This window comes from Micromonospora sp. NPDC047793 (assembly GCF_040642635.1).
Classification (GTDB): Bacteria; Actinomycetota; Actinomycetes; order Mycobacteriales; family Micromonosporaceae; genus Micromonospora.
Genome location: NZ_JBEYSG010000011.1, coordinates 98639 through 118914 on the forward strand (window position 1 = coordinate 98639; position 20276 = coordinate 118914).

Annotated in this window: 17 protein-coding genes; 8 read left to right on the forward strand and 9 right to left on the reverse strand. The window is 74.3% G+C overall.

The annotated features are described in order from the left end of the window. Nucleotides 1–22: 22 nt before the first annotated feature. Complete coding sequence (locus ABZ738_RS21660) at nucleotides 23–1051, forward strand: GntG family PLP-dependent aldolase (protein WP_357215771.1); 1029 nt, start codon at nucleotides 23–25, stop codon at nucleotides 1049–1051. A 64-nt stretch (nucleotides 1052–1115) separates the two neighbouring features. On the opposite strand, the gene ABZ738_RS21665 is transcribed toward ABZ738_RS21660, so the two are convergent. Further along, complete coding sequence (locus tag ABZ738_RS21665) at nucleotides 1116–1991, reverse strand: deoxyribonuclease IV (protein ID WP_131053847.1); 876 nt, start codon at nucleotides 1989–1991, stop codon at nucleotides 1116–1118. Next, entirely contained in the window at nucleotides 1991–3982 is a 1992-nt protein-coding gene (gene pknB, locus ABZ738_RS21670) for a Stk1 family PASTA domain-containing Ser/Thr kinase (RefSeq protein WP_357215774.1), read from the reverse strand. The genes ABZ738_RS21665 and pknB overlap by 1 nt, the downstream gene beginning before the upstream one ends. 189 nt (nucleotides 3983–4171) lie before the next feature. Here pknB and ABZ738_RS21675 point away from each other — a divergent pair, with 189 nt between their 5' ends. Further along, nucleotides 4172–4546, forward strand: coding sequence for an Rv2175c family DNA-binding protein (locus tag ABZ738_RS21675; RefSeq protein ID WP_131054324.1), 375 nt, complete (start codon nucleotides 4172–4174; stop codon nucleotides 4544–4546). 129 nt (nucleotides 4547–4675) lie between these two features. Here the strand turns inward: ABZ738_RS21675 and ABZ738_RS21680 are convergent, their stop codons facing one another. After that, nucleotides 4676–5758, reverse strand: coding sequence for a polyprenyl synthetase family protein (locus ABZ738_RS21680; protein WP_131054323.1), 1083 nt, complete (start codon nucleotides 5756–5758; stop codon nucleotides 4676–4678). A gap of 160 nt (nucleotides 5759–5918) precedes the next feature. Here ABZ738_RS21680 and metF point away from each other — a divergent pair, with 160 nt between their 5' ends. Continuing rightward, the gene (gene metF / locus ABZ738_RS21685; RefSeq protein ID WP_131054322.1) at nucleotides 5919–6836 is read left to right on the forward strand and encodes a methylenetetrahydrofolate reductase [NAD(P)H]; all 918 of its coding nucleotides are present in this window, start codon (nucleotides 5919–5921) and stop codon (nucleotides 6834–6836) included. A 43-nt stretch (nucleotides 6837–6879) separates the two neighbouring features. Continuing rightward, entirely contained in the window at nucleotides 6880–7569 is a 690-nt protein-coding gene (locus tag ABZ738_RS21690) for a CDP-alcohol phosphatidyltransferase family protein (RefSeq protein WP_131054321.1), read from the forward strand. Nucleotides 7570–7727: 158 nt separating this feature from the next. Here ABZ738_RS21690 and crtI read toward each other — a convergent pair whose 3' ends face one another. The 6 genes from crtI to ABZ738_RS21720 all read right to left on the reverse strand — a co-directional run bounded on the left by crtI (nucleotide 7728) and on the right by ABZ738_RS21720 (nucleotide 13257). After that, the gene (gene crtI / locus ABZ738_RS21695) at nucleotides 7728–9215 is read right to left on the reverse strand and encodes a phytoene desaturase family protein (RefSeq protein WP_131054320.1); all 1488 of its coding nucleotides are present in this window, start codon (nucleotides 9213–9215) and stop codon (nucleotides 7728–7730) included. A gap of 32 nt (nucleotides 9216–9247) precedes the next feature. Next, a complete protein-coding gene (locus ABZ738_RS21700) occupies nucleotides 9248–10378 on the reverse strand; it encodes a glycosyltransferase family 2 protein (protein WP_357215781.1) in 1131 nt (376 codons plus the stop codon). A gap of 236 nt (nucleotides 10379–10614) precedes the next feature. Then, nucleotides 10615–11463: a carotenoid biosynthesis protein gene (locus ABZ738_RS21705; protein WP_357215783.1), complete on the reverse strand. Its 849-nt coding sequence runs from the start codon at nucleotides 11461–11463 to the stop codon at nucleotides 10615–10617. After that, nucleotides 11460–12032, reverse strand: a complete 573-nt coding sequence (locus ABZ738_RS21710; RefSeq protein WP_131054317.1) for a GNAT family N-acetyltransferase — start codon at nucleotides 12030–12032, stop codon at nucleotides 11460–11462. The genes ABZ738_RS21705 and ABZ738_RS21710 overlap by 4 nt, the downstream gene beginning before the upstream one ends. Continuing rightward, on the reverse strand, nucleotides 12029–12772 hold the full coding sequence (locus tag ABZ738_RS21715; protein ID WP_131054316.1) for a monooxygenase: 744 nt from the start codon (nucleotides 12770–12772) through the stop codon (nucleotides 12029–12031). Before ABZ738_RS21715 ends, ABZ738_RS21710 begins: the two co-directional genes overlap by 4 nt. Then, a complete protein-coding gene (locus ABZ738_RS21720) occupies nucleotides 12769–13257 on the reverse strand; it encodes a YbaK/EbsC family protein (protein ID WP_131054315.1) in 489 nt (162 codons plus the stop codon). The genes ABZ738_RS21715 and ABZ738_RS21720 overlap by 4 nt, the downstream gene beginning before the upstream one ends. 508 nt (nucleotides 13258–13765) lie before the next feature. Between ABZ738_RS21720 and ABZ738_RS21725 the strand changes: the two genes are divergently transcribed. From ABZ738_RS21725 to ABZ738_RS21740, 4 genes are all read left to right on the forward strand, one after another. After that, nucleotides 13766–14215 carry an SAV_6107 family HEPN domain-containing protein gene (locus ABZ738_RS21725; RefSeq protein ID WP_176094889.1) on the forward strand — a complete coding sequence of 150 codons (450 nt, stop codon included), beginning with the start codon at nucleotides 13766–13768 and terminating at the stop codon, nucleotides 14213–14215. A gap of 53 nt (nucleotides 14216–14268) precedes the next feature. After that, nucleotides 14269–15015: a hypothetical protein gene (locus tag ABZ738_RS21730; RefSeq protein WP_236146053.1), complete on the forward strand. Its 747-nt coding sequence runs from the start codon at nucleotides 14269–14271 to the stop codon at nucleotides 15013–15015. 61 nt (nucleotides 15016–15076) lie between these two features. Continuing rightward, entirely contained in the window at nucleotides 15077–16792 is a 1716-nt protein-coding gene (locus ABZ738_RS21735) for a DNA polymerase Y family protein (RefSeq protein WP_357215787.1), read from the forward strand. A 78-nt stretch (nucleotides 16793–16870) separates the two neighbouring features. Beyond that, on the forward strand, nucleotides 16871–20245 hold the full coding sequence (locus ABZ738_RS21740; protein WP_176094887.1) for an error-prone DNA polymerase: 3375 nt from the start codon (nucleotides 16871–16873) through the stop codon (nucleotides 20243–20245). The last annotated feature ends 31 nt before the right edge of the window (nucleotides 20246–20276 follow it).

The window sequence follows — 20276 nt, forward strand, 5'->3', positions numbered from 1 at the left end:
GTCGGCGGCCGAAGGGAGAACCGTGGCTAGTGTGATCGACCTGCGGTCGGACACGGTGACCCGGCCGACCGCCGGGATGCGGGAGGCGATGGCCACCGCCGAGGTCGGTGACGACGTCTACGGTGAGGACCCGACGGTCAACGCGCTGGAGGCGGAGGTCGCCGCGCTGTTCGGGCACGAGGCGGCGCTGTACTGCCCGAGCGGCTCGATGGCCAACCAGATCGCCCTGCAACTGGTGGTGCCGCCCGGTGCGGAGTTGCTCTGCGACGCCGACGCGCACGTCATCACGTACGAGATGGGTGCGGCTGCCGCGTACGGTGGGATCACCTCGCGGACCTGGCCTGCGGTGGGCGCGGAGATCGACCCCGACGTGGTCGCCGGCATGGTCCGTCCGGACGGCTACTGGGCGGTGCCCACCCGGGCGATCGCCGTGGAGCAGACCCACAACCGGAGTGGCGGCGGGGTGCTCCCCCTGGACACGCTCCGCGCGCTGCGGGAGGTGGCCGACTCGGCGCAGGCGGCGCTGCACTGCGACGGCGCCCGGATCTGGCACGCGCACGTCGCCGACGGGGTGCCGCTGGCCGGGTACGGTGCGCTGTTCGAGACGCTGTCCGTCTGTCTCTCCAAGGGGCTCGGCGCACCGGTCGGCTCGCTGGTGATCGGCAGTGCCGAGCGGATCGACCGGGCCCGGTCGATCCGGAAGCGGATGGGTGGCGGGATGCGCCAGGCCGGCATTCTGGCCGCCGCCGGACGGTACGCCCTGGCCCATCATGTCGAGCGGCTCGCCGAGGACCACGCGAAGGCGGCCCGGCTGGCCGAGGCGATCGCCCCGTTCGGGGTGCTGGCGAATGTCGCGCGGACCAACCTGGTGCCGTTGGATCTGACCAAGGCGTCCCTGGACGCGCCGACGCTGGCCGCCGCGGCCCGTGCCGACGGTGTGTTGATCTCGGTCCTCGGCCCGCGTACCGCCCGGCTGGTGACCCACCTGGACGTGAGCGACGACGCCGTGGACCAGGCGGCCACCGTGCTCACCCGCATCCTGCGTCGCTGACCCGCCCGCCGCCGCGTTCGCGCGGGGCGAAGCGGCGGGTACGGCCGGAGACCGGGGGAGCCGGTCAGGCGGGGGCGAGGCGGCGCAGCGTGGCGATGTCGGCGGCGTGGCCTTCGTACCCCTCGGTGGGGGTCTCCACCAGGATCGGCACGCCTGCGGTGGCCGGGTGCCGCATCAGCTCGGCGAAGGCGGGCTCGCCGATCGTGCCCTTGCCGATGGTCTCGTGTCGGTCGCGGGTGGATCCGCACAGGTCCTTCGAGTCGTTGGCGTGCACCAGCCGCAGCCGGTCCGCGCCGACGGTGGCCACCAGGACGTCGAGCGTCTCGGTCATCCCGCCCTCGGCGGCCAGGTCGTGCCCGGCCGCCCAGGCGTGGCAGGTGTCGAAGCAGACGCCGAGCCCGGGGTGGCGGTCCACCGCGTCGAGGTAGGGCCCGAGATGCTCCACGCGGCTGGCCAGGGACCGGCCGCCACCGGCACTCGGTTCCACCAGCAGCATCGGCCCGCCACTGGCGGCGGCCGAGTCCAGCAGCGGCAGCAGCGACTCGCGTACCTGCCGCATGGCTGTCTCGGTGTGTCCGGCGTCGACCGCGCTGCCGGCGTGGAACACCACCGCTCGCGCGCCGATCGCGGCACCCCGGCGCAACGCGTGGGCGAGGGTCTGCACCGAGCGCTCGACCGTGGCCTGCGTCGGCGACCCCAGGTTGACCAGCAACGACGCGTGGATGTACGCGGCCACGCCGCGTTCGGCACAACCGTCGCGGAACAGCGCGTCCTGCACCGGGTCACCGGTCGGTGTCGCCCAACCCCGGGAGTTGCCGACGTAGACCTGCGCCACCTCGGAGCCGGCCGCGTCGACGTACGGCAGTGCCGCCTTCGCCAGCCCACCGGAGGCGGGCGTGTGCGAGCCGAGCGGCCGGTGGCCGGGGTGTGCGGCCGTCATCAGAAGCACCCGATGGTGATCTGGCTGCCGGGCGGCACCTGGGCGTTCTCGCTCGGGTTCTGGAACCGGGCGACGGCGTTCGGGTTGAACTGCACGGACACCTGGAAGCCCTGGCTCTCCAGCACCTGCTTGGCCTGCTGGCAGGGCAGGTCGACGACGCGGGGGACGGTCACCTGCGGTGGTCCCTTGCTGACCTCCAGCCGGACCTGGGCGCCCTTCTCCACTCCGCTGCCGTCGGCCGGACTCTGCCCGAGCACCTCGTCACGGGGCTTGTCGGAATCCTTGTAGGTGGGCTCGACCAGCACCAGACCGAGCTGGCCGATGATCCCGCGAGCCTCGTTGAGGCTCTTGCCGACCAGGTTCGGCACGGTGATCGGGGCCCGTCCCTTGCTGAGGAAGACGGTGATCTCCTGCCCCGGTTTGACCTCCTCGCCGGCCTCCGGCTTGGTGGCCACCACCATGCCCTCGGGCAGGCCGTCGTCGAACCGGGCCGCGCCCTTGACGACCTCGAGTTGTGCGTTGGCCAGGTCCGCCTCGGCCAGGTCGAAGTCCTTGCCGACGACGTCCGGCATCGGGAACCGGTCCGGTCCCAACGACAGGGTCAGGGTCAGGGTGCCGCCCTTGAGGATCCGGGCGGCGGAGGCCGGCTCCTGCGCCAGCACACCGTCGCGCGGGACCTCGCCGTCGTGCCGTGGCTCGGCGTAGCGCACCGTGAAGCCGCCCTGGGACGCCTGGGACTCCGCCTCGGCCTTGCTCATGCTCACCAGTTCCGGGGCGGTGGTGTACCGGCCGACCCCGAACCACCAGCCACCGAGCGCGGCGACCAGCCCGAGCACCACCACGACGGCGGCGATGGCCAGACGTCCGCCGGAGTCCCCGCCGAACAGGCGGGCCCGCAGCGCGGCCACCTGGGCGGGCAGTCCGCTGCCGCCGCTCGGCGCGGCCCGGCGCCGGCCCCGGGGCGGGGGGCTGCCCTCGGGCAGCCGGGCCCAGGGCGGCCGCTCGGGCGGGCGGACCGTCGAGACCACCATCGTGGGCTGGGAGACCACCGGCCCGTCGGCGAGCGACGGCAGCATGGTGGTGTGGCTGTTCGCGGTGCCGAGCCCGTCCCGGGCCACCTGCACCTCGGCCAGCAGGGCGGCGGCGTCGGAGGGGCGGGCCGCCGGGTCACGCCGGGTGGCCCGGGCCACCAGGTCGTCGAGCACCCTGGGCAGGCCGGGGACCAGCGTCGACGGTGCCGGGACGTCCCGGTCGACGTGCTGCCAGGCGATGTCGATCGGCCGGTCACCTTCGTACGGCACCCGGCCGGTGAGCATCTCGAACAGCACGATGCCCGCCGAGTAGACGTCGGTACGGGCGTCCGCGCGACCGTCGCTGACCAGTTCCGGCGCGACGTACGCCACGGTGGCCATCAGCTGGTTGCCGTTGTCGTGGTCGGTGCTGGCCTCGACGGCGCGGGCCAGTCCGAAGTCGGTGACCTTGACAACCCCGTCGACGAGGTTGGCCGGACCGCCGCTGGGTGCCTCGGCGACCAGCACGTTCTCCGGCTTGATGTCGCGGTGCACCAGCCCGGCCCGGTGGGCGGCGGCGATCGCCGCGAGCATCTGCTCGGTGATGGCCAGCGCCTCGTCCGGGTTGAGTCGGCGGCGCTCGGCCAGCACCTCGCGCAGCGTGCGACCGCGCACGTACTCCATCACCAGGTAGGGCATGCCGTCGTGGGTGCCCTGGTCGTAGACCGCCACCACGTTGGGGTGGGTGAGCCGGGCGATGGCCTTGGCCTCGTCGGTGAAGCGGTCGACGAAACCGGCCAGTCCGGGGCGTGCCGGCGCGCCGGCGGTGGCGTGAATGGTCTTCAGCGCGACGGTGCGTTCGAGCCGCTCGTCGGTGGCGGTGTACACGGTCGCCATGCCGCCACGAGCCACGCGACCGCGGATGCGGTAGCGCCCGTCGATCAGCGAGCCCAGCAACGTGTCGGCGACCTGTGTGTCCATCGGCAGGGAGTCTATGTGTCCGGGGGAAGAAGATAGAATTTCTGTGTCCAGGTGGAGATAGAACTGGATGCTACCGCCGCAACCGCCCCCGTGGGGCCACCCTGCGTACTCCGGCTGTCGCCGCCCCTGCTCAGTGCACTGACGGGAGGTCGTTGACCCGGGGGGAGGGTGGCATGGCAGGGTGGTCCGGTGACCGACTCCGTACCCGCCGAGGGCACCGCGCCCGAGGCCGGCCCCGCCGACTGGCTGACCCTGCCGGACGTCGCCGAACGGCTCGACCTGACGATCAGCAAGGTGCACCAGCTGATCCGGGATCGTGAGCTGATCGCGGTACGCCGCGACGGCGTCCGGCGGATCCCCGCCGACCTGGTGGCCAACCGCACCGTGCTCAAGCATCTGCCCGGCGTGCTCACCCTGCTGGACGACGCCGGCTACGACGACGAGGCCGCGCTGCGCTGGCTCTACGAGCCCGACCCGTCGCTACCCGGCGGCACCCCCGCCACCGCCCTCGGCGGCGACCAGGCCCGCGAGATCAAGCGCCGCGCGCAGGCTCTCGGCTTCTGACCCGCAGTCGACCCGTCACCCGGGCCGGGCCGGGCCGCCCTTCGGCTTCCGACCCGGGTGCGACCGGGACCGGCCTGCGCCCGGACCATCCGCGCCCGGACGGCCGGATCGGTCGCGGGGTCGCGCCGTTCAGTCGGCCCGGCGGGTGGCGGCGATGGCCAGGTCCACCAGGGCCTGCCGGGCCTCGGTGTCCAGGTCCACGGCGACCAGCGCGGCGAGCGCCGCGTCGGTGAGCGTGACGATGCGCTGCTCGGTGCGGGCGAGCGCCCCGGTCGAGGAGATCAGCTCACGCAGCCGGGCCACGCCCTCGGTGTCCAGCTCGGCGTCGCCGAGCCCGGCCAGCAGCAGCGCGCGCCCGGCCTCGTCGGCCGCCTCCATCGTCGCCGCGACCAGGTAGGTCCGCTTGCCCTCGCGCAGGTCGTCACCGGCCGGCTTGCCGGTCTGCGCGGGGTCGCCGAAGACGCCGAGTACGTCGTCGCGCAACTGGAACGCCTCGCCCAGCGGCAGCCCGTACGCCGAGTAGGCGATGCGGACGTCGGCGGGCGCGTCGGCCAGCGCCGCGCCGAGCAGCAGCGGCCGCTCCACCGTGTACTTGGCCGACTTGTACCGGGCGACCTTGCCGGCCCGTTCCAGCGACGTGTCGCCGGTGGCCTGGGTGACCACGTCCAGGTACTGCCCGACGGTGACCTCGGTGCGCATCTCGTCGAAGTCCGGGCGGGCGCGGGCCACCGTCCGCGGGTCGAGCCCGGCGGAGTGCAGCAGCTCGTCGGACCAGACCAGGCAGAGGTCACCCAGCAGGATCGCCGCCGCGTCGCCGAACCCGTCGGGATCGCCACCCCAGCCGGCCGACCGGTGCCGGGCGGCGAACCGCCGGTGCACCGCCGGCTCACCCCGTCGGGTGTCCGACCGGTCCATCAGGTCGTCGTGGATCAGGGCGCTGGCCTGGACGAACTCCAGCGCGGCGAGGGCGGTCACCACCGGGTCCGTGTCCACCCCACCGGCGCCCCGGAACCCCCAGTAGGCGAAGGCGGGCCGCAGCCGCTTGCCGCCGCCGAGCACGAACGCCTCGATCGCCTCGGCCACCGGCACCAGCGCGTCGTCGACACCGGTCATCCAGGTGCGGCGGGCGGCGAGGAAGTCGGCCAGTGCCTTGTCGACGCGTTGGCGCAGGCCGGCACGGTCGACGGGGGAGACAGGAGCAGCGTGGGTCACGTTCCCGACGCTAATGGGTCGGGGCCGGACACGGCGACCCACCCACCGTCCGGCGCGCCGTGGCTCACCTGCGTACCGGCCGCCCGGGGTGGGCATCGGTCACGTCCCCACCCCTGGGAAGGTGCTGGGGGTACGGGGGACCGGCCGCTAGAGTCGGTACGTGGCGCTCGGACTTCCCTCGATCCTCCCGAATTCGCAACCGGCGATCGGGGAGTTGGTCCGCGACTGCCAGCCGACCTTCTCCTTCGAGTTCGGGCCGCCCAGGACCGAGCAGGGCGAGCGGCAGCTCTGGCAGGCCATCCGTGAGTTGGAGCCGTTGCGCCCCTCGTTCGTCTCGATCACCTACGGTGCCGGCGGGACGACCCGGGACACCACGGTCGCGGTCACCGAGCGGGTGGCCACCGAGACGACCCTGCTGCCGATGGCGCACCTGACCGCGGTCAACCACTCGGTGGCCGAATTGCGGCACGTGATCGGTCGGCTGGCCAGTGTCGGGGTGCGCAACGTGCTGGCGGTCCGGGGAGACCCGCCCGGAGATCCCAACGGCGAGTGGGTGCCGCACCCGGACGGCGTGGACTACGCCGAGGACCTGGTCCGCCTGGTCCGCCGCTCCGGTGACTTCAGTGTCGGCGTCGCCGCCTTCCCGTACCGTCATCCGCGCTCGGTGGACGTCCAGACCGACACCGAGTACTTCGTCCGCAAGTGCCGGGCCGGTGCCGAGTTCGCGATCACCCAGATGTTCTTCGACGCCGACGAGTACCTTCGCCTGCGCGACCGGGTGGCCGCCGCCGGCTGCGACACGCCGATCCTGGCCGGCGTGATGCCGGTGACCAAGATCGGCACGATCGAACGCTCCGTGCAGCTCTCCGGGGCGCCGTTCCCGCCGGCCCTGGCGGCGCGGTTCGAGCGGGTCGCCGACGACCCGGAAGCGGTCCGTCGGCTCGGCATCGAGCAGACCAGCGAAATGTGCCGGCGACTGCTCGACGAGGGCGTCCCCGGGATCCACTTCATCACCTTCAACCGTTCCACCGCGACCCGGGAGATCTGGCAGAACCTGCGGGTGGGCGCCGCGACGTGACGCGGCGGGCGCGACACCTCAGCGCCGTCGGGTCGGTTGAACCGTGGTGGGCAGACAGCTGAACTGGAACGAGTACGCCGTCGCGTGGGCCCGGCTGCACGGCGGGTTCGACCCCCGGGCGGCCACCCCCGTGGTACGCGGCTGGCTCCGTTTCGCCTACCAGGTCGGTTTCCTGCTGGGCCGGCTCCGGGTCGGCCCGACCGCGGTCACCGTCTTCGGCGTACTGCTCTGCCTCTGCGTGCCACTGTTCGCCGGGCGACCGGGCGACGGACCGTTCCTGGCCGCGCTGTTCGTGCTGCTCGCCTCGGTGGCGGACAGCGTCGACGGCGCGGTGGCGGTGGCCACCGGCCGCACCACCCGGCTCGGCTACGTCTACGACTCGCTGGCCGATCGGATCGGCGAGGCCGCCTGGCTGGTGGCGTTCTGGCTGGTCGGCGCGCCGGGTGGGCTGGTCGCCGCGGCGGGCGCGCTGTCCTGGCTGCACGAGTACGTCCGGGCCCGGGCGGTCGCCGCCGGGATGCGCGACATCGGCGCGGTGACGGTGGGGGAGCGTCCCACCCGGGTCTGCGTGGCCGTCGCCGGGCTGCTGCTGGCCGGCCTGACCGGGCTGATCGACCTGGACCTGGCGGCCGGCACGATCACCATGGCGACGGCGGTGTGGGTGCTGCTGGCTGCCTTCGGCCTGGGGCAGTTGCTCTCCGCCGTCCGCCGGGCCCTGATCGACGCCGACTGAGTCGTCGGCCCGCCGGTGTGCGCGTCGGCCCGCCGGTGTGCGCGTCGGCCCGCCGGTGTGCGCGTCGGCCCGCCGGGTGCGTCGGCCTGCGGGTGTTAACAAGGGGCCCTTTCTCTACCGCAGGCGTTAAGAAGGTGCCCTTCCTTACATCCCGCCCCCTACCAGGCGGGGCCGATCTCGTCGGCGACGATCTGCGCGGACAGGGCCACCATCGGCAGGCCGCCCCCCGGGTGGCTGGAGCCGCCGACCAGCCACAGGCCGTGCGCCGCCCCCCGGTTGGCCGGGCGGAGCAGACCGCCGGCCGTGCCGTAGATGGTCCCGCCCGGCGCGCCGGTGGAGTCGGCCAGGTCGGCCGGGGTGCGGATCTCGCGGAACACCAGCCGGTCCCGGACATCCATGCCCCGTTCGGCCAGCACGTCCAGGATCCGGTCGGCGTACGCCGCCGCCAGCCCCGGTCGCCGCCAGTCCACCGCCCCGGGCGCGGTGCCGTGACGGGCGGCGTTGACCAGCACGAACCATGCCTCGTGTCCGGTCGGGCGGACCGCCGGATCGTCGGCCGCCGTGACGAAGACCGTCGGGTCGGTGGCCGGACGGGCGCGTACTCCCCGCCCCGGGGCACCGAAGATCGCGTCGAACTCGGCGTCGTAGTCGCGCGGGAAGAAAACGGTGTGGTGGGCCAGCCCGGAGTTGCCGCGTACGCCGAGCAGCAGCACGAAACCGGCCAGGCTGCGGTCGGTGAGCCCGGCCAGCCGACGCGGGTCGGGCAGCAGGTCCCGGTAGACGGTGAGCGCGTCGACGTTGGCCACCACCACGTCGGCCGGCACCGGGGCGGCCTGCCCGGCGACGCGTACGCCGTGTGCCCGCCCGCCCGCCGCGTCGATCCGGGTGACCGTGGCGCCGGTGCGGATCACCACGCCGAGGTCCAGACAGCGCGACAGCAGCGCGTCGGCGAGGCTGCCCAGCCCGCCGCGCAGATACCAGCCGCCGAAGGCCAGCTCCGCGTAGGGGACCGCGACCAGCGCGGCCGGCGCGCGGCGTGGATCGGCACCGGTGTAGGTGGCGTACCGGTCCAGCAGCATCCGCAGCCGGGGGTCGGACAGGTGGGCGCGACCCAGCCCGCGCAGGCTCTGACCGGGCCGGATGGCGGCCAGGTCACCGAGCCGCCAGGCCAGCCGGGTCAGGTCCCGGGGCGAGTCGACGCGGCGGCGCAGGATGTCGTGCTCGGAGGCCCGCCACACCCGGCCGGCGCGTCGCCACAGCCGCTGCCAGTCGGTCGCCGCCCGATCGCCGAGGACGGCGCCGATGCGGGCGGCGAACTCGGTCGGGTCGGCGCAGGAGTCCAGCACCGGCCCGCCGCCGGGGAAGACGTGCCGCACGATCGGGTCCAACGGGACCAGGTCGAGGTACTCGTCGAGCTTGGCCCCGGTCGCCTCGAACAGCTCGTGGAAGATCCCGGGCAGGGTGAGCAGGCTGGGACCGGTGTCGAAGTGGAACGGCCCGGAGGCGGTGTCGTGCGTGTACCGCCCGAGTTTGCCGCCGACCGTGTCGGCCCGTTCGAGGACGGTCACCTGGTGGCCGGTGACGGCCAGCCGGGCGGCGACCGCCAGTCCACCCACTCCGGCGCCGACGACCACGATCCGCGCCATGCGATGTCCTCCCAGAGTGGGCCTACCAGGGCCTAGCCGACCGGTCGGCCGCGCCAGGACAGGCGCCGCCGCTTGCGCAGATGGTACGACCGTACGGTCAACCAACCGAGGACCGCGACCGACACGGGGTGGCCCAGCGCGTCGGGCCAGGCCCGCCCACCGGTGGCGCGTGCGCTGACCACCCGCCCGACCACCCCCAGCAGGTACGCCGACAGCGCGAGCGCGGCCACCACCGGCGCACCGGCCAGCAGCGCGCCGACGGCGACCAGCGGCGGCGCGGTGTAGAGCAGGAGCAGCAGGGACATGACCACGGCGGCGGCGAGCGGATGCCCGAACGAGGCCCAGAGCGACTTGGTGTAACCGTCGCGCAGTTGCGGCCAGTCGTCGTACATCCGGCAGACGGCCAGCCGGGAACCGTCGGCGAGGGCGATCCGGCCGCCGGACCGTTTCACCGCCCGGGCCAGCTCGATGTCCTCCAGCACCCGGTCGGCCACCGCCGCGTGCCCACCGGCGCGCAGGTAACCGGCGCGGTCCACGACCAGGAACTGACCGCCCGCCGCGGCCAGCGACGGCCGGGGCGAGCGCTCCATCGCGCGCAGCGGCAGGAAGGTCAGCCACAACCACTGCAACAACGGCTGCACCAGCCGGTCCGCCGCCGTGCGCACCACGATCCGCGGGTACGGCGACAGCAGCGCCGCCCCGGCGGCCCGCAGCTCGGTCACCGCCGCCGCCACCGCGTACCGGTCGAGCACCACGTCGGCGTCGACGAAGACCAGCGCGGTGGTCGACGCGTCGGCGCGGTCGGCCAGTTGCCAGCAGGCGTGCGGCTTGCCCAACCAGCCCGGTGGCGGCGCGATCCCGGTGACCAGGGTGACCCGGGGATCGTCGCCGACCACCGCGCGGACCACGTCGGCGGTGCCGTCGGTGGAGCCGTCGTCGAGCACCACGACCCGCAGCCCGGGTACGCCACGCTGGGCGAGCAGGGACCGCAGGCACGGGGTCACCCGGGCGGCCTCGTCGCGCAGCGGCAGCAGCACCGTCACCGCTTCGGTGACCTCGACCGGCCCCGACGCGGGACGGCGCAACCAGCGGCCGGCGTTGACCAGGGTGTGCCCGGTCAACACGACGAGCACCCCGAACACGGCGAGCGACAGCTCGCTCATGTCGGCGCTTCGCTTCGCTGCGCGCCGCCATGAGGCACTTTCGCACTGCGTCGATGATTCGCTCGCCGGGGCTCGCTCATGTCGGCGCTTCGCTTCGCTGCGCGCCGCCATGAGGCACTTTCGCACTGCGTCGATGATTCGCTCGCTGGCGCTCGCTCATGTCGGTGCTTCGCTTCGCTGCGCGCCGCCATGAGGCACGTCCGCACTGTATTGACGATTCGCTCGCCGGGGCTCGCTCATGTCGGGACGTCGGCCCGGAGGCGGGGCGCGGTGTCGGCGCGTCCCGTGCGGCGCTGCCGCAGCAGGCTGACCGCCAGCGGCACCGCGACGACCGCCATGCCGGCCGCACCCCACAGTGCCGAGGCGGGCAGGTCGAGGAAGACCGCGTGAGCCAGCACGCTGGAGCCGTACGTCCACAGGTAGAGCGCGTACAGCGGAGTGTCGGTGGCGTCGGTGGTGTCCACGGCCGGTCCGGCGAGCGGGCGCAGCGCGCTCATCATGAGCACCGCGAACAGCAGCCAGCCGAGGTAGTTGCTGATCGGGATGCCGGGCAGGCCGGGCAGTGCCGGGGTCGGGTCCCGCCACACCCAGTGCCCCTCGGCCACCATCTGCGGGTCGAGGAAGAGGTCCCAGGTGGCCAGGCCGAGGGTGGCCAGCGCGATCCGGGTCGGCCACCGCCAGCGACCCGCCGCCACCGTGATCCGCGTGGTGAGCCGGGTCGCCACCAGCCACGCCGGCCAGGCCATCCAGGTCCAGGCCAGCGGGATGATCAGCGGTACGCCGGCCAGCTTCGGGCCGAGCTGCCCCGAGTAGTCGTAGCTGCCGAACGGAAATCCGGTGGCGACGCCGAGCGCCTCGATGGCGAACCCGCCCCCGGTCGCCGTGGCGATCAGCGCCGCAGCCGTACGCGGCCCACGCGACAGCAGCGCGTGGCCGACCGAGAGCAGGTAGCCGAGGACGACGGTGGCCACGGTCAGCCGGGCGCGGGTCGTCCCGTCGGTCAGCGGGTAGCCGATCTGGGCCAGCACCAGCAGGGCGAGCATCGCCCAGGCGTAGACCCGGGCCCGGCGGGCGGACGGCGTCATGGCTGTCCGGGACGGGCCGGCGGCGTCGGTGCCGGCAGGGGCAGGTCCCGACCGAGTACGCCGAACGGGCGCTCGTCGCCGGGGAACCGGAAGTCGCGCAGCACGTCGACGAAGCCGAACCGGCGGTACAGCCGCCAGGCGCGCGAGGTGTTCTCGTCGGCCTCCGGGGTGGAGAGCAGCGTGGTGCTGCCCTCGGCCATGGTGAGCAGGGCACGCAGTTGACCGGCGCCCAGGCCGTGCCCCTGCGCCGGGGGCCGGACGTGCAGCTCGACCACCTCGAAGCAGTCGGTCAGCCAGCGCTTCCGGTCGCCCTGCTCCAGTGCCCGCCAGACCTGGTCGTGCCACCACTGGCCGGGCCCGCCGACGTAGCCGTAGCCGAAACCGGCCAGGTGACCCTCGCTGGTCAGGCTGGCCACGGCACGGAAACCGGGTCGGCGTACGTGGGTGGCGATGTAGCCACGACGGGCCTCCAGCAGGTCGGCGCGGTATCCCATCGCCTCGCCGTAGACGGCGACCACGTCGTCCAGCCGCCGGAGGAGATCGTCCGGTGTCCACCGCACCAACCTCACGCCTGTCCACCCTTCGCCGGGTCGTCCGCGTCGCCGACCCACCCCAGTACCGTCCGGTCACCGACCACGTCACGTACCTCGAATCGCGCGAAGAGTTCCTCGGCGTACCACCGCTCGGTCGGGGTGCGGGTGATCGCGGCCCGGTGCTCCGGGTGACGGTACGCGAACGCCACCAGATCCGCCGGATCCCGCCACACGCTCACCGTGCCCTGCCAGCCCAGGGGCGCCTCGCCGACGCCGAAACGGGCCAGCAGGCCGGGCGCGGCGTGCAGGGCGGCGGCCACCGGTGGGACGGCCCGCCAGAAGGTGAGCGCCCGCGCCGGACGCAGCCGGGCCCGGGTCAGTGCCAGCACCGGGCCGTGGACCGGCCCGCCGGCGGGCTCGCCGAACGGTCGCCGACCGGACCACTCACCCCGGCTGGTCAGCGGACGCAGGTCGAGCCGGACGCCGGACCGGGCTATGTCGGCCCAGGCCCGATCCACCCGCGAGCCGGTGAACCGGGCCGCCTCGGCGGGGGAGTCCCACACCGTCAGCGCGGCCCAGCGGGTGAGGTCGGCGTCGCCCGGCCCGAAGCCGGTGCCGGTCCCGGTGCCGAGCAGCTTGCCGAACCGTACGCCGGGCAGCGCGCGCAACCGGCGCGGGTCGAGCGCCATCCGGCCCAGCGCCCGGCCCAGGGCGGCCCGGGGGATCCGCCACACGTGCAGGGTGACCAGTCCGGGAACGGTCTCGGTGGTACTCACGCCACGTCGGTCGGGGTCCCGTAGGTGACCCGCAGCAGCTCGGCGTACGTGGTGGGGAAGACCGCCTGCGGCACGCCACCGGCGGCCCAGACCTCGTCGTACTTCTCCAGCGCGGTGTCGACGAGCGTACGCAGCGGGCGCGGGTGGCCGACCGGGGCGACCCCGCCGATCACCTGTCCGGTGTGCTCCTTGACGAACTGCGGGGTGGCCCGGCGCAGCCGGGTGACCCCGAGCCGGGCGGCCAGGGCGTCGGTGTCCACCCGGTGCGCGCCGGAGGTGAGTACCAGCAGGGGTTCACCGTCGGCGTCGAAGACGAGCGAGTTGGCGATGGCGCCCACGTCGACACCGAGCGCCTCGGCGGCGGCCGCGGCGGTGTGCACCGCGTCGGGCAGCAACCGGACCAGGGCCCGCTTGCCGGAGCCGTTGCGGGTGTACGGACCGTCGAGCGCGTCCTGCACCGCCTCGACGTTCGGGTGTGACTGCATCCCGCCATTCTTCCCGGTACGCCGACGGCCGGCGCACCCGGCCACAGCATGCGGAACCGGTCGCCCTGACCAGGCGGGTGACGTGGCTGGCCCGGCGCGTCACACGTTGCGTTTTCGTCAGAGGGAGGGTGTACTGTCAGCAGTAGTTAGAACGAGTGTTCGATTGCTGGTGTCGCCAGCTAAATCGAACGTTCGTTCCAACCCCTCGGGGGCGGGTGTTTCGCGGCACCGGCTCCCGGACAGGTGCGGTGCCGCGGATCGCACCTGGGCTCCGGGCAGTCGCGAGTCCGGACCCGTCAGGCAGGCCGTCGGCCGCCGCCCACGACCCCCGGGCGGCGGCCGACGGACCCGCCGGTAACGCCGGCCGGGTGGGGTGTGGGGAAGCTCCGCACCCGGCCGGCCACCTACCTGGTGCGTCTTCCTCCGCACCGCCCGCCGCGGGCGCGTACCGCGCCGACGGGTCCACCCGTCGCGCGACCGCCCCGCTCCGGCCCACGTGGAGGAGACCATGCCGACCAGTCCGGCCCAGGCGCCGACGGTGCCCGCGCACGTGTTGCCGCACCGCACTCCCGCCCAACTGCTCACCGTGGCCCGGCAGGGCCTCGCCGAGGCCGGCCGGACCGGCCCCGACGGCCTCCGGTACGCCGCCGCCCACCTCGCGGCGCTGCGCGCCGCCGCCGCGGTGCTCGCCGCCCGTGCCCGTCCCGCACCCACCCGCCGCAACCGGATCACCAGCGTCTGGGTGCTGCTCGCCGTCGTCGCCCCCGAACTCGACGAGTGGGCCGCCTACTTCGCCCTCGGCGCCGGCAAGCGCGCCGCCGCCGAGGCCGGCATACCCCGGGTGGTCACCGCCCGGGAGGCCGACGACCTGCTCCGTGCCGCCGAGGAGTTCGTGACGGTGGTGGAGGCCGCGCTCGGCCTGGCACATCAGCCGGCGATCGACGGTCTCGTCGCCTGATCAGCACCATCCACCGGCGGCACCCGGTGGCGACACGACGGGGGGTAGGTCCGATGGCGGGCCGCATGGTGGTCGGTTCCGCCGCGCTGGCCGGGTTGGTGCGTCCGGCCAGCGCACCCGACCCGGTGGGTGGTCACCGGATACTCCCCGTCCGGCCCGAGCTGACCGGGCTGCTGCCCGGTCGTGGACTGCGGCGGGGCAGCACCATCGCGGTCGGTCTCGGGCAGCCCCGGCACAGCGGCACCACCTCGCTGCTGCTCGCCCTGCTCGCCGAGGCGTCCCGGGCCGGTTCGTGGTGTGCCGTGGTCGGGATGCCGACCTTCGGCGCGGGTGCGGCGGCCGAGGCCGGGATCGCCCTGGACCGGCTCGCCCTGGTGCCGCAGCCCGGCCCCGAGTGGCCCACCGTCGTCGCCGCGCTCATCGACGGGGTCGACGTGGTGGTCACCGCGGTACCCGCCACCGTCTCCGCCTCGGTCGCCGCCCGGTTGGCCGCACGGGCCCGCCAACGCGGCAGCGTGCTCGTGCCGTACGGCCGGTGGGACGGGGCGGACCTGACACTCCAGGTGGTCCGGGGCACCTGGGAGGGACTCGGGGCGGGGCGGGGGCGGCTGCGCCGCCGGGAGGTGACCATCTCGGCACACGGGCGGGGCGCGGCCGCCCGCGCCAAGGAGCTCACGGTGTGGTTGCCCGGTGACGAGCTGACCCGCGTCATCCCCCGCTCCGCCACCACCGCCGACCGGTCACCTCCCGCCCGGTTCCGCGTGCTGGCCTCCCCCCACCCGGCGGAGCACGCGACATGAGCGAGCGTCAGCGAGTGAGTCATCGGCTCCGTGGTGACTCATGGCGGCGCGGAGCGTCGACATGAGCGCGCCTGCTCGGACGTTGCTGCTCTGGTGCCCGGACTGGCCGGTGCTCGCCGCCGAGATCGTCGACGGGGTGCCCGCCACCGGGCCGGTCGCGGTGCTGCACGGCAACCGGGTGGTCGCCTGCTCCGAGCAGGCCCGGGCCGAGGGGATCCGCCGGGGGCTGCGCCGACGGGAGGCGCAGGGACGCTGCCCGGGGCTCACCGTCGTCGACCACGATCCCGGTCGGGACGCGCGGGCGTTCGAGCCGGTGGTGGCCGCGGTCGAGGAGGTGGCGGTCGGGGTCGAGGTGGTCCGCCCCGGGGCCTGCGCGCTGGCCGCCCGGGGTCCGGTCCGGTACTTCGGCGGTGAGGAGGCGGCCGCCGAACGGATCGTCGAGCACGTCGCCCAGAGTTGCGCGGTGGAGAGCCAGGTCGGTATCGCCGACGGGGTGTTCGCCGCCGGGCTGGCCGCGCGGGAGGGGCGGATCGTGCCGCCCGGTGGGACGCCGGAGTTCCTGGCCGCCCAGCCGGTCGAGGCACTCGGGCGGCCCGCCCTGGCTGACCTGTTGCGCCGGCTCGGAGTGCGTACGCTCGGGGACTTCGCCGCACTGGCCGCCGGTGACGTACTCGCCCGGTTCGGGTTCGACGGTGCGCTGGCCCACCGGTGGGCCAGCGGTGGCGACGACCGGCCGTTGGCGGTCCGGCGCCCGCCCGTGGACCTGACGGTCGCCGCCGACCTGGACGAGCCGATCGAGCGCGTCGACGTGGCGGCGTTCGCGGCCCGGACGCTGGCCGAACGGCTGCACGAGCGGCTCGCCGGGCACGGGCTGGCCTGCACCCGGCTCGGCATCGAGGCGGTGACCGCGCACGGTCAGGAGTTGCACCGGGTCTGGCGGCACGACGGCCTGCTCAGCGCGGCGGCGATCGCCGACCGGGTCCGCTGGCAACTGGACGGCTGGCTCTCCGGCGGTGGCCGGCGCGGTGGCGACCGACCGCCCCGGCCCACTGCGGGGATCGTCCGGCTGCGGCTGGTGCCGGACGGGGTGCTGGCCCAGGCCGGTCTGCAACCGGGGCTGTGGGGCGAGACCGGTGCGGAACGCGAGCGGGCACATCGGGCCCTGAGCCGGGTGCAGGGTCTGCTCGGCCCGGAGGCGGTGGTCACCGCCGTGCTCGGTGGAGGTCGGTCACCGGCCGACCAGACGCGGCTGGTGCCCTGGGGCGACGAGCGGTCACCGGCCGGTCCCGGCGCCGGTGCGGCCGTACCGTCCTGGCCGGGGCGGCTGCCGCCGCCGTCGCCGGCGGTGGTGCTGACCACCCCGCTCGCCGCGAGCGTGCTGGACGCCACCGGCGTACCGGTCGTGGTGAGCGCGCGACTGGCGGTGAGCGCCCCGCCGACCCAGTTGATCATCGCGGTGGAGGGCGGTGCCCAGGTCGGCCGGATCAGCGCACCGGCCGGGACCGCCGGTGCGGGTGGTACGGCGGACGGCACCGGTCGGGGTGGCGGGTCAGCCGGGGGCGCCGGCCGGGGGGGTGCGTGGGCCGGGATCTCCGGCCGGGCCGGGGTGCCGGTCGAGATCGTCGGCTGGGCGGGCCCGTGGCCGGTCGACGAGCGGTGGTGGGACCCGGTCGAGGCGTGTCGGCGGGCCCGTTTCCAGGTCAGCCTGGCCGACGGCAGCGCCCTGCTGCTCGCCGTCGACGCCGGTCGGTGGCTCGTGGAGGCGGTCTATGACTGAGGCGGAAGTGAATCGTGGTGCGTTCCGTCCCCGGGGAGGGCCGGAACGCACCGGGATCTCGGTGGGCCGGGTGGGGCGGTGAGTTTCCACAATCCTCGGCTGCCCTGGTCGGAGCTGGAGCGGGTGCTCTCCGGGCGTACCGGGGAGGGTGAACGGCACCTGCGGGTGGTGGATCCCCTCGCGGTCGACGCCGACGGGGGTGACTCGCCGGCCTGGAGTCGGAGCCGGGAGCAGTACCGTCCGCCCGAGCTGGCCCGCCCCGACGGTGTGGTGCCGTACGCCGAGCTGCACGCGCACACCAACTTCAGCTTCCTCGACGGGGCCAGCCACCCGGAGGAACTGGCCGAGGAGGCCGTCCGGCTGGGGCTGACCGCGCTCGCCGTCACCGATCACGACGGCTTCTACGGCGTGGTGCGCTTCGCCGAGGCAGCCCGCACGCTGGACCTGCCGACGATCTTCGGGGCGGAGCTGTCCCTCGGTCTGCCCGGCCCGCAGCAGGGCGTACCCGACCCGCACGGCAACCACCTGCTGGTGCTGGCGCACGGCCACGAGGGGTACGCGCGGCTGGCCACGACCATCGCCCGCGCCCAGTTGCGGGGCGGGGAGAAGGGACGCCCGGTCTACGGGGAACTGGAGGAGGTGGCCGCCGACCTGCGCGACCACGTGTTGGTGCTGACCGGTTGCCGCAAGGGACACGTGCCGTCCGCCCTGCTCACCGAGGGGGTGGACGCGGCGGCCCGGGAGCTGGACCGGCTCACCGCGCTGTTCGGCGCGGAGACGGTGGCGGTGGAGCTGACCGACCACGGGCACCCGGTCGACGGCGACCGCAACGACGCGCTGGCCGAGCTGGCCGCCGCCGCCGGGCTGCCCACGGTCGCCACGAACAACGTGCACTACGCCACCCCCGGGCGGCGTCGGCTGGCCACCACCGTCGCCGCCGTGCGGGCCCGGCGCAGCCTGGACGAGATCGACGGTTGGCTGCCCGCCGCCGGCACCGCCCACCTGCGCAGCGGTGCCGAGATGGCGGCGCGCTTCGCCGCGTACCCGGGGGCGGTGGCCCGGGCCGCCGAGTTCGGCGCGGAACTCGCCTTCGACCTCCAGCTCGTCGCGCCCCGGCTGCCGGCGTACCCGGTGCCGCCGGGGCACACCGAGATGAGCTGGCTGCGGCACCTCACCGACGAGGGGGCGCGGGAACGCTACGGCCCGCGCGAGGCGCACCCGCAGGCGTACGCGCAGCTCGACCACGAGCTGAACATGATCGAGGAGTTGGGTTTTCCCGGCTACTTCCTGGTGGTCTACGACATCGTCGACTTCTGCCGGCGGGCGGACATCTACTGCCAGGGCCGGGGCTCGGCGGCGAACTCGGCGGTCTGCTACGCCCTGCGGATCACCAACGTGGACGCGGTGCGGCACCGGCTGCTGTTCGAGCGTTTCCTGGCCCCGGAACGCGACGGCCCGCCCGACATCGACGTGGACATCGAGTCCGACCGTCGGGAGGAGGTCATCCAGCACGTCTACGCCCGGTACGGGCGGGAGCACACCGCCCAGGTGGCCAACGTGATCTCCTATCGACCCCGGTCGGCGGTGCGGGACGTGGCCAAGGCGTTCGGTTTCTCGCCGGGGCAGCAGGACGCGTGGAGCAAGCAGATCGACCGGTGGGGCGACGTGGCCACGGTGGACGTGCCGGAGATCCCCGAGCAGGTGATCGCGTACGCCAACGAACTGACTGGTGGCTCGGGGAGGTGGGCGGGCTTCCCCCGGCACCTCGGCATCCACTCCGGCGGCATGGTGATCTGCGACCGGCCGGTGATCGAGGTCTGTCCGGTGGAGTGGGGCCGGATGCCCGGCCGCAGCGTGCTCCAGTGGGACAAGGACGACTGCGCCGCCGTCGGCCTGGTCAAGTTCGACCTGCTCGGCCTGGGCATGCTCTCCGCGTTGCACTACGGGTACGACATGATCGGGATGAGTCTGGACCTCGGCGACATGTCGCTGGAGGATCCGGAGGTCTACGACATGCTCTGCCGGGCCGACTCGGTCGGGGTGTTCCAGGTGGAGAGCCGCGCCCAGATGGCCACGCTGCCCCGGCTGCGGCCCCGGACGTTCTACGACCTGGTGGTCGAGGTGGCACTGATCCGTCCCGGCCCGATCCAGGGCGGCTCGGTGCACCCGTACATCCGGCGCAAGAGCGGGCAGGAGCCGGTGACCTTCCCGCATCCGCTGATGCGCAACGCGTTGGAGAAGACGCTCGGCGTACCGCTGTTCCAGGAGCAGTTGATGCAGCTCGCCATCGACCTGGCCGGGTTCGACGCGGCCGGGGCCGACGAGTTGCGCCGGGCGATGGGGGCCAAACGGTCGGTGGAGCGGATGGCAAAGATCGCCGACCGGCTCTATCGCGGCATGGCCGAGCGCGGCATCACCGGCGAGCTGGCCGACGACGTCTACCGCAAGCTCACCGCGTTCGCCAGCTACGGTTTCCCGGAGAGCCACGCGATGAGCTTCGCCTATCTGGTCTACGCCAGTTCCTGGCTCAAGCGCTACCACCCGGGTCCGTTCCTGGCCGCGCTGCTCAGCGCCCAACCGATGGGCTTCTACTCGCCGCAGACCCTGGTCGACGACGCCCGTCGGCACGGTGTGGAGGTACGCCGTCCGGACGTCAACGCCAGCGGCGCGAAGCCGGTGCTGGAGTCGACCCCGCAGACCCGCTGGGGCAGCCGGCCCGGTGAGCCGCCGCACGCCTGGGGGCTGGGCGGTCCGGCCGTACGGCTGGGGCTGTCCAGCGTGCGTACGCTCGGTGATCCGGTGGCCGAGCGGATCGAGGCGGAGCGGACGGCGCACGGGCCGTACCGCGACATGCCGGATCTGGCCCGGCGGGTGGGGCTGACCTCGGCTCACCTGGAGGCGCTGGCCACCGCGGACGCCTTCGCCTGTTTCGGACTGAGTCGGCGGCAGGCGCTCTGGGCGGCCGGCGCGGCGGCGCAGGACCGGCCGGATCGCCTGCCCGGCACGGTGACCGGCGCGACGGCGCCCACCCTGCCCGGCATGGAGGAGGTGGACCGGCTGGTCGCCGACGTGTGGGCCACCGGCCTGTCCCCGGAGCACCACCCGGCCCGGTTCATCCGTCCCCGGCTGGAGGCCCTGGGCGCGGTGCCGATCGACCGGCTGGGGCGGGTGGAGCCGGGCCGACGGATCCGGGTCGGCGGCATCGTCACCCACCGGCAGCGCCCGGCGACCGCAGGTGGGGTCACCTTTCTCAACCTGGAGGACGAGACCGGCATGCTCAACGTCACCTGCTCCCCGGGGCTGTGGCAGCGGCACCGGCGGGTGGCCCGGACCAGCGCCGCGCTGGTGGTGCGCGGGCTGTTGCAGCGGCACGAGGGAGTGGTCAACCTGGTCGCCGACCGGCTGGACGCGATCGAGCCACCGGTCAGCCCCGCGTCCCGCGACTTCCGCTGACCGATCCGCCGCCGGCGGTGCGTCTCGCCGT

Coding starts and splice junctions, on each gene's coding strand:
- ABZ738_RS21665 (WP_131053847.1), bottom strand. CDS start 1,991: ATGACGGCCGCACACCCCGGCCACCGGCCGCTCGGCTCGCACACGCCC.
- pknB (WP_357215774.1), bottom strand. CDS start 3,982: ATGGACACACAGGTCGCCGACACGTTGCTGGGCTCGCTGATCGACGGG.
- crtI (WP_131054320.1), bottom strand. CDS start 9,215: ATGGCGCGGATCGTGGTCGTCGGCGCCGGAGTGGGTGGACTGGCGGTC.
- ABZ738_RS21700 (WP_357215781.1), bottom strand. CDS start 10,378: ATGAGCGAGCTGTCGCTCGCCGTGTTCGGGGTGCTCGTCGTGTTGACC.
- ABZ738_RS21705 (WP_357215783.1), bottom strand. CDS start 11,463: ATGACGCCGTCCGCCCGCCGGGCCCGGGTCTACGCCTGGGCGATGCTC.
- ABZ738_RS21720 (WP_131054315.1), bottom strand. CDS start 13,257: ATGCAGTCACACCCGAACGTCGAGGCGGTGCAGGACGCGCTCGACGGT.
- ABZ738_RS21725 (WP_176094889.1), top strand. CDS start 13,766: ATGCCGACCAGTCCGGCCCAGGCGCCGACGGTGCCCGCGCACGTGTTG.
- ABZ738_RS21730 (WP_236146053.1), top strand. CDS start 14,269: ATGGCGGGCCGCATGGTGGTCGGTTCCGCCGCGCTGGCCGGGTTGGTG.
- ABZ738_RS21735 (WP_357215787.1), top strand. CDS start 15,077: ATGAGCGCGCCTGCTCGGACGTTGCTGCTCTGGTGCCCGGACTGGCCG.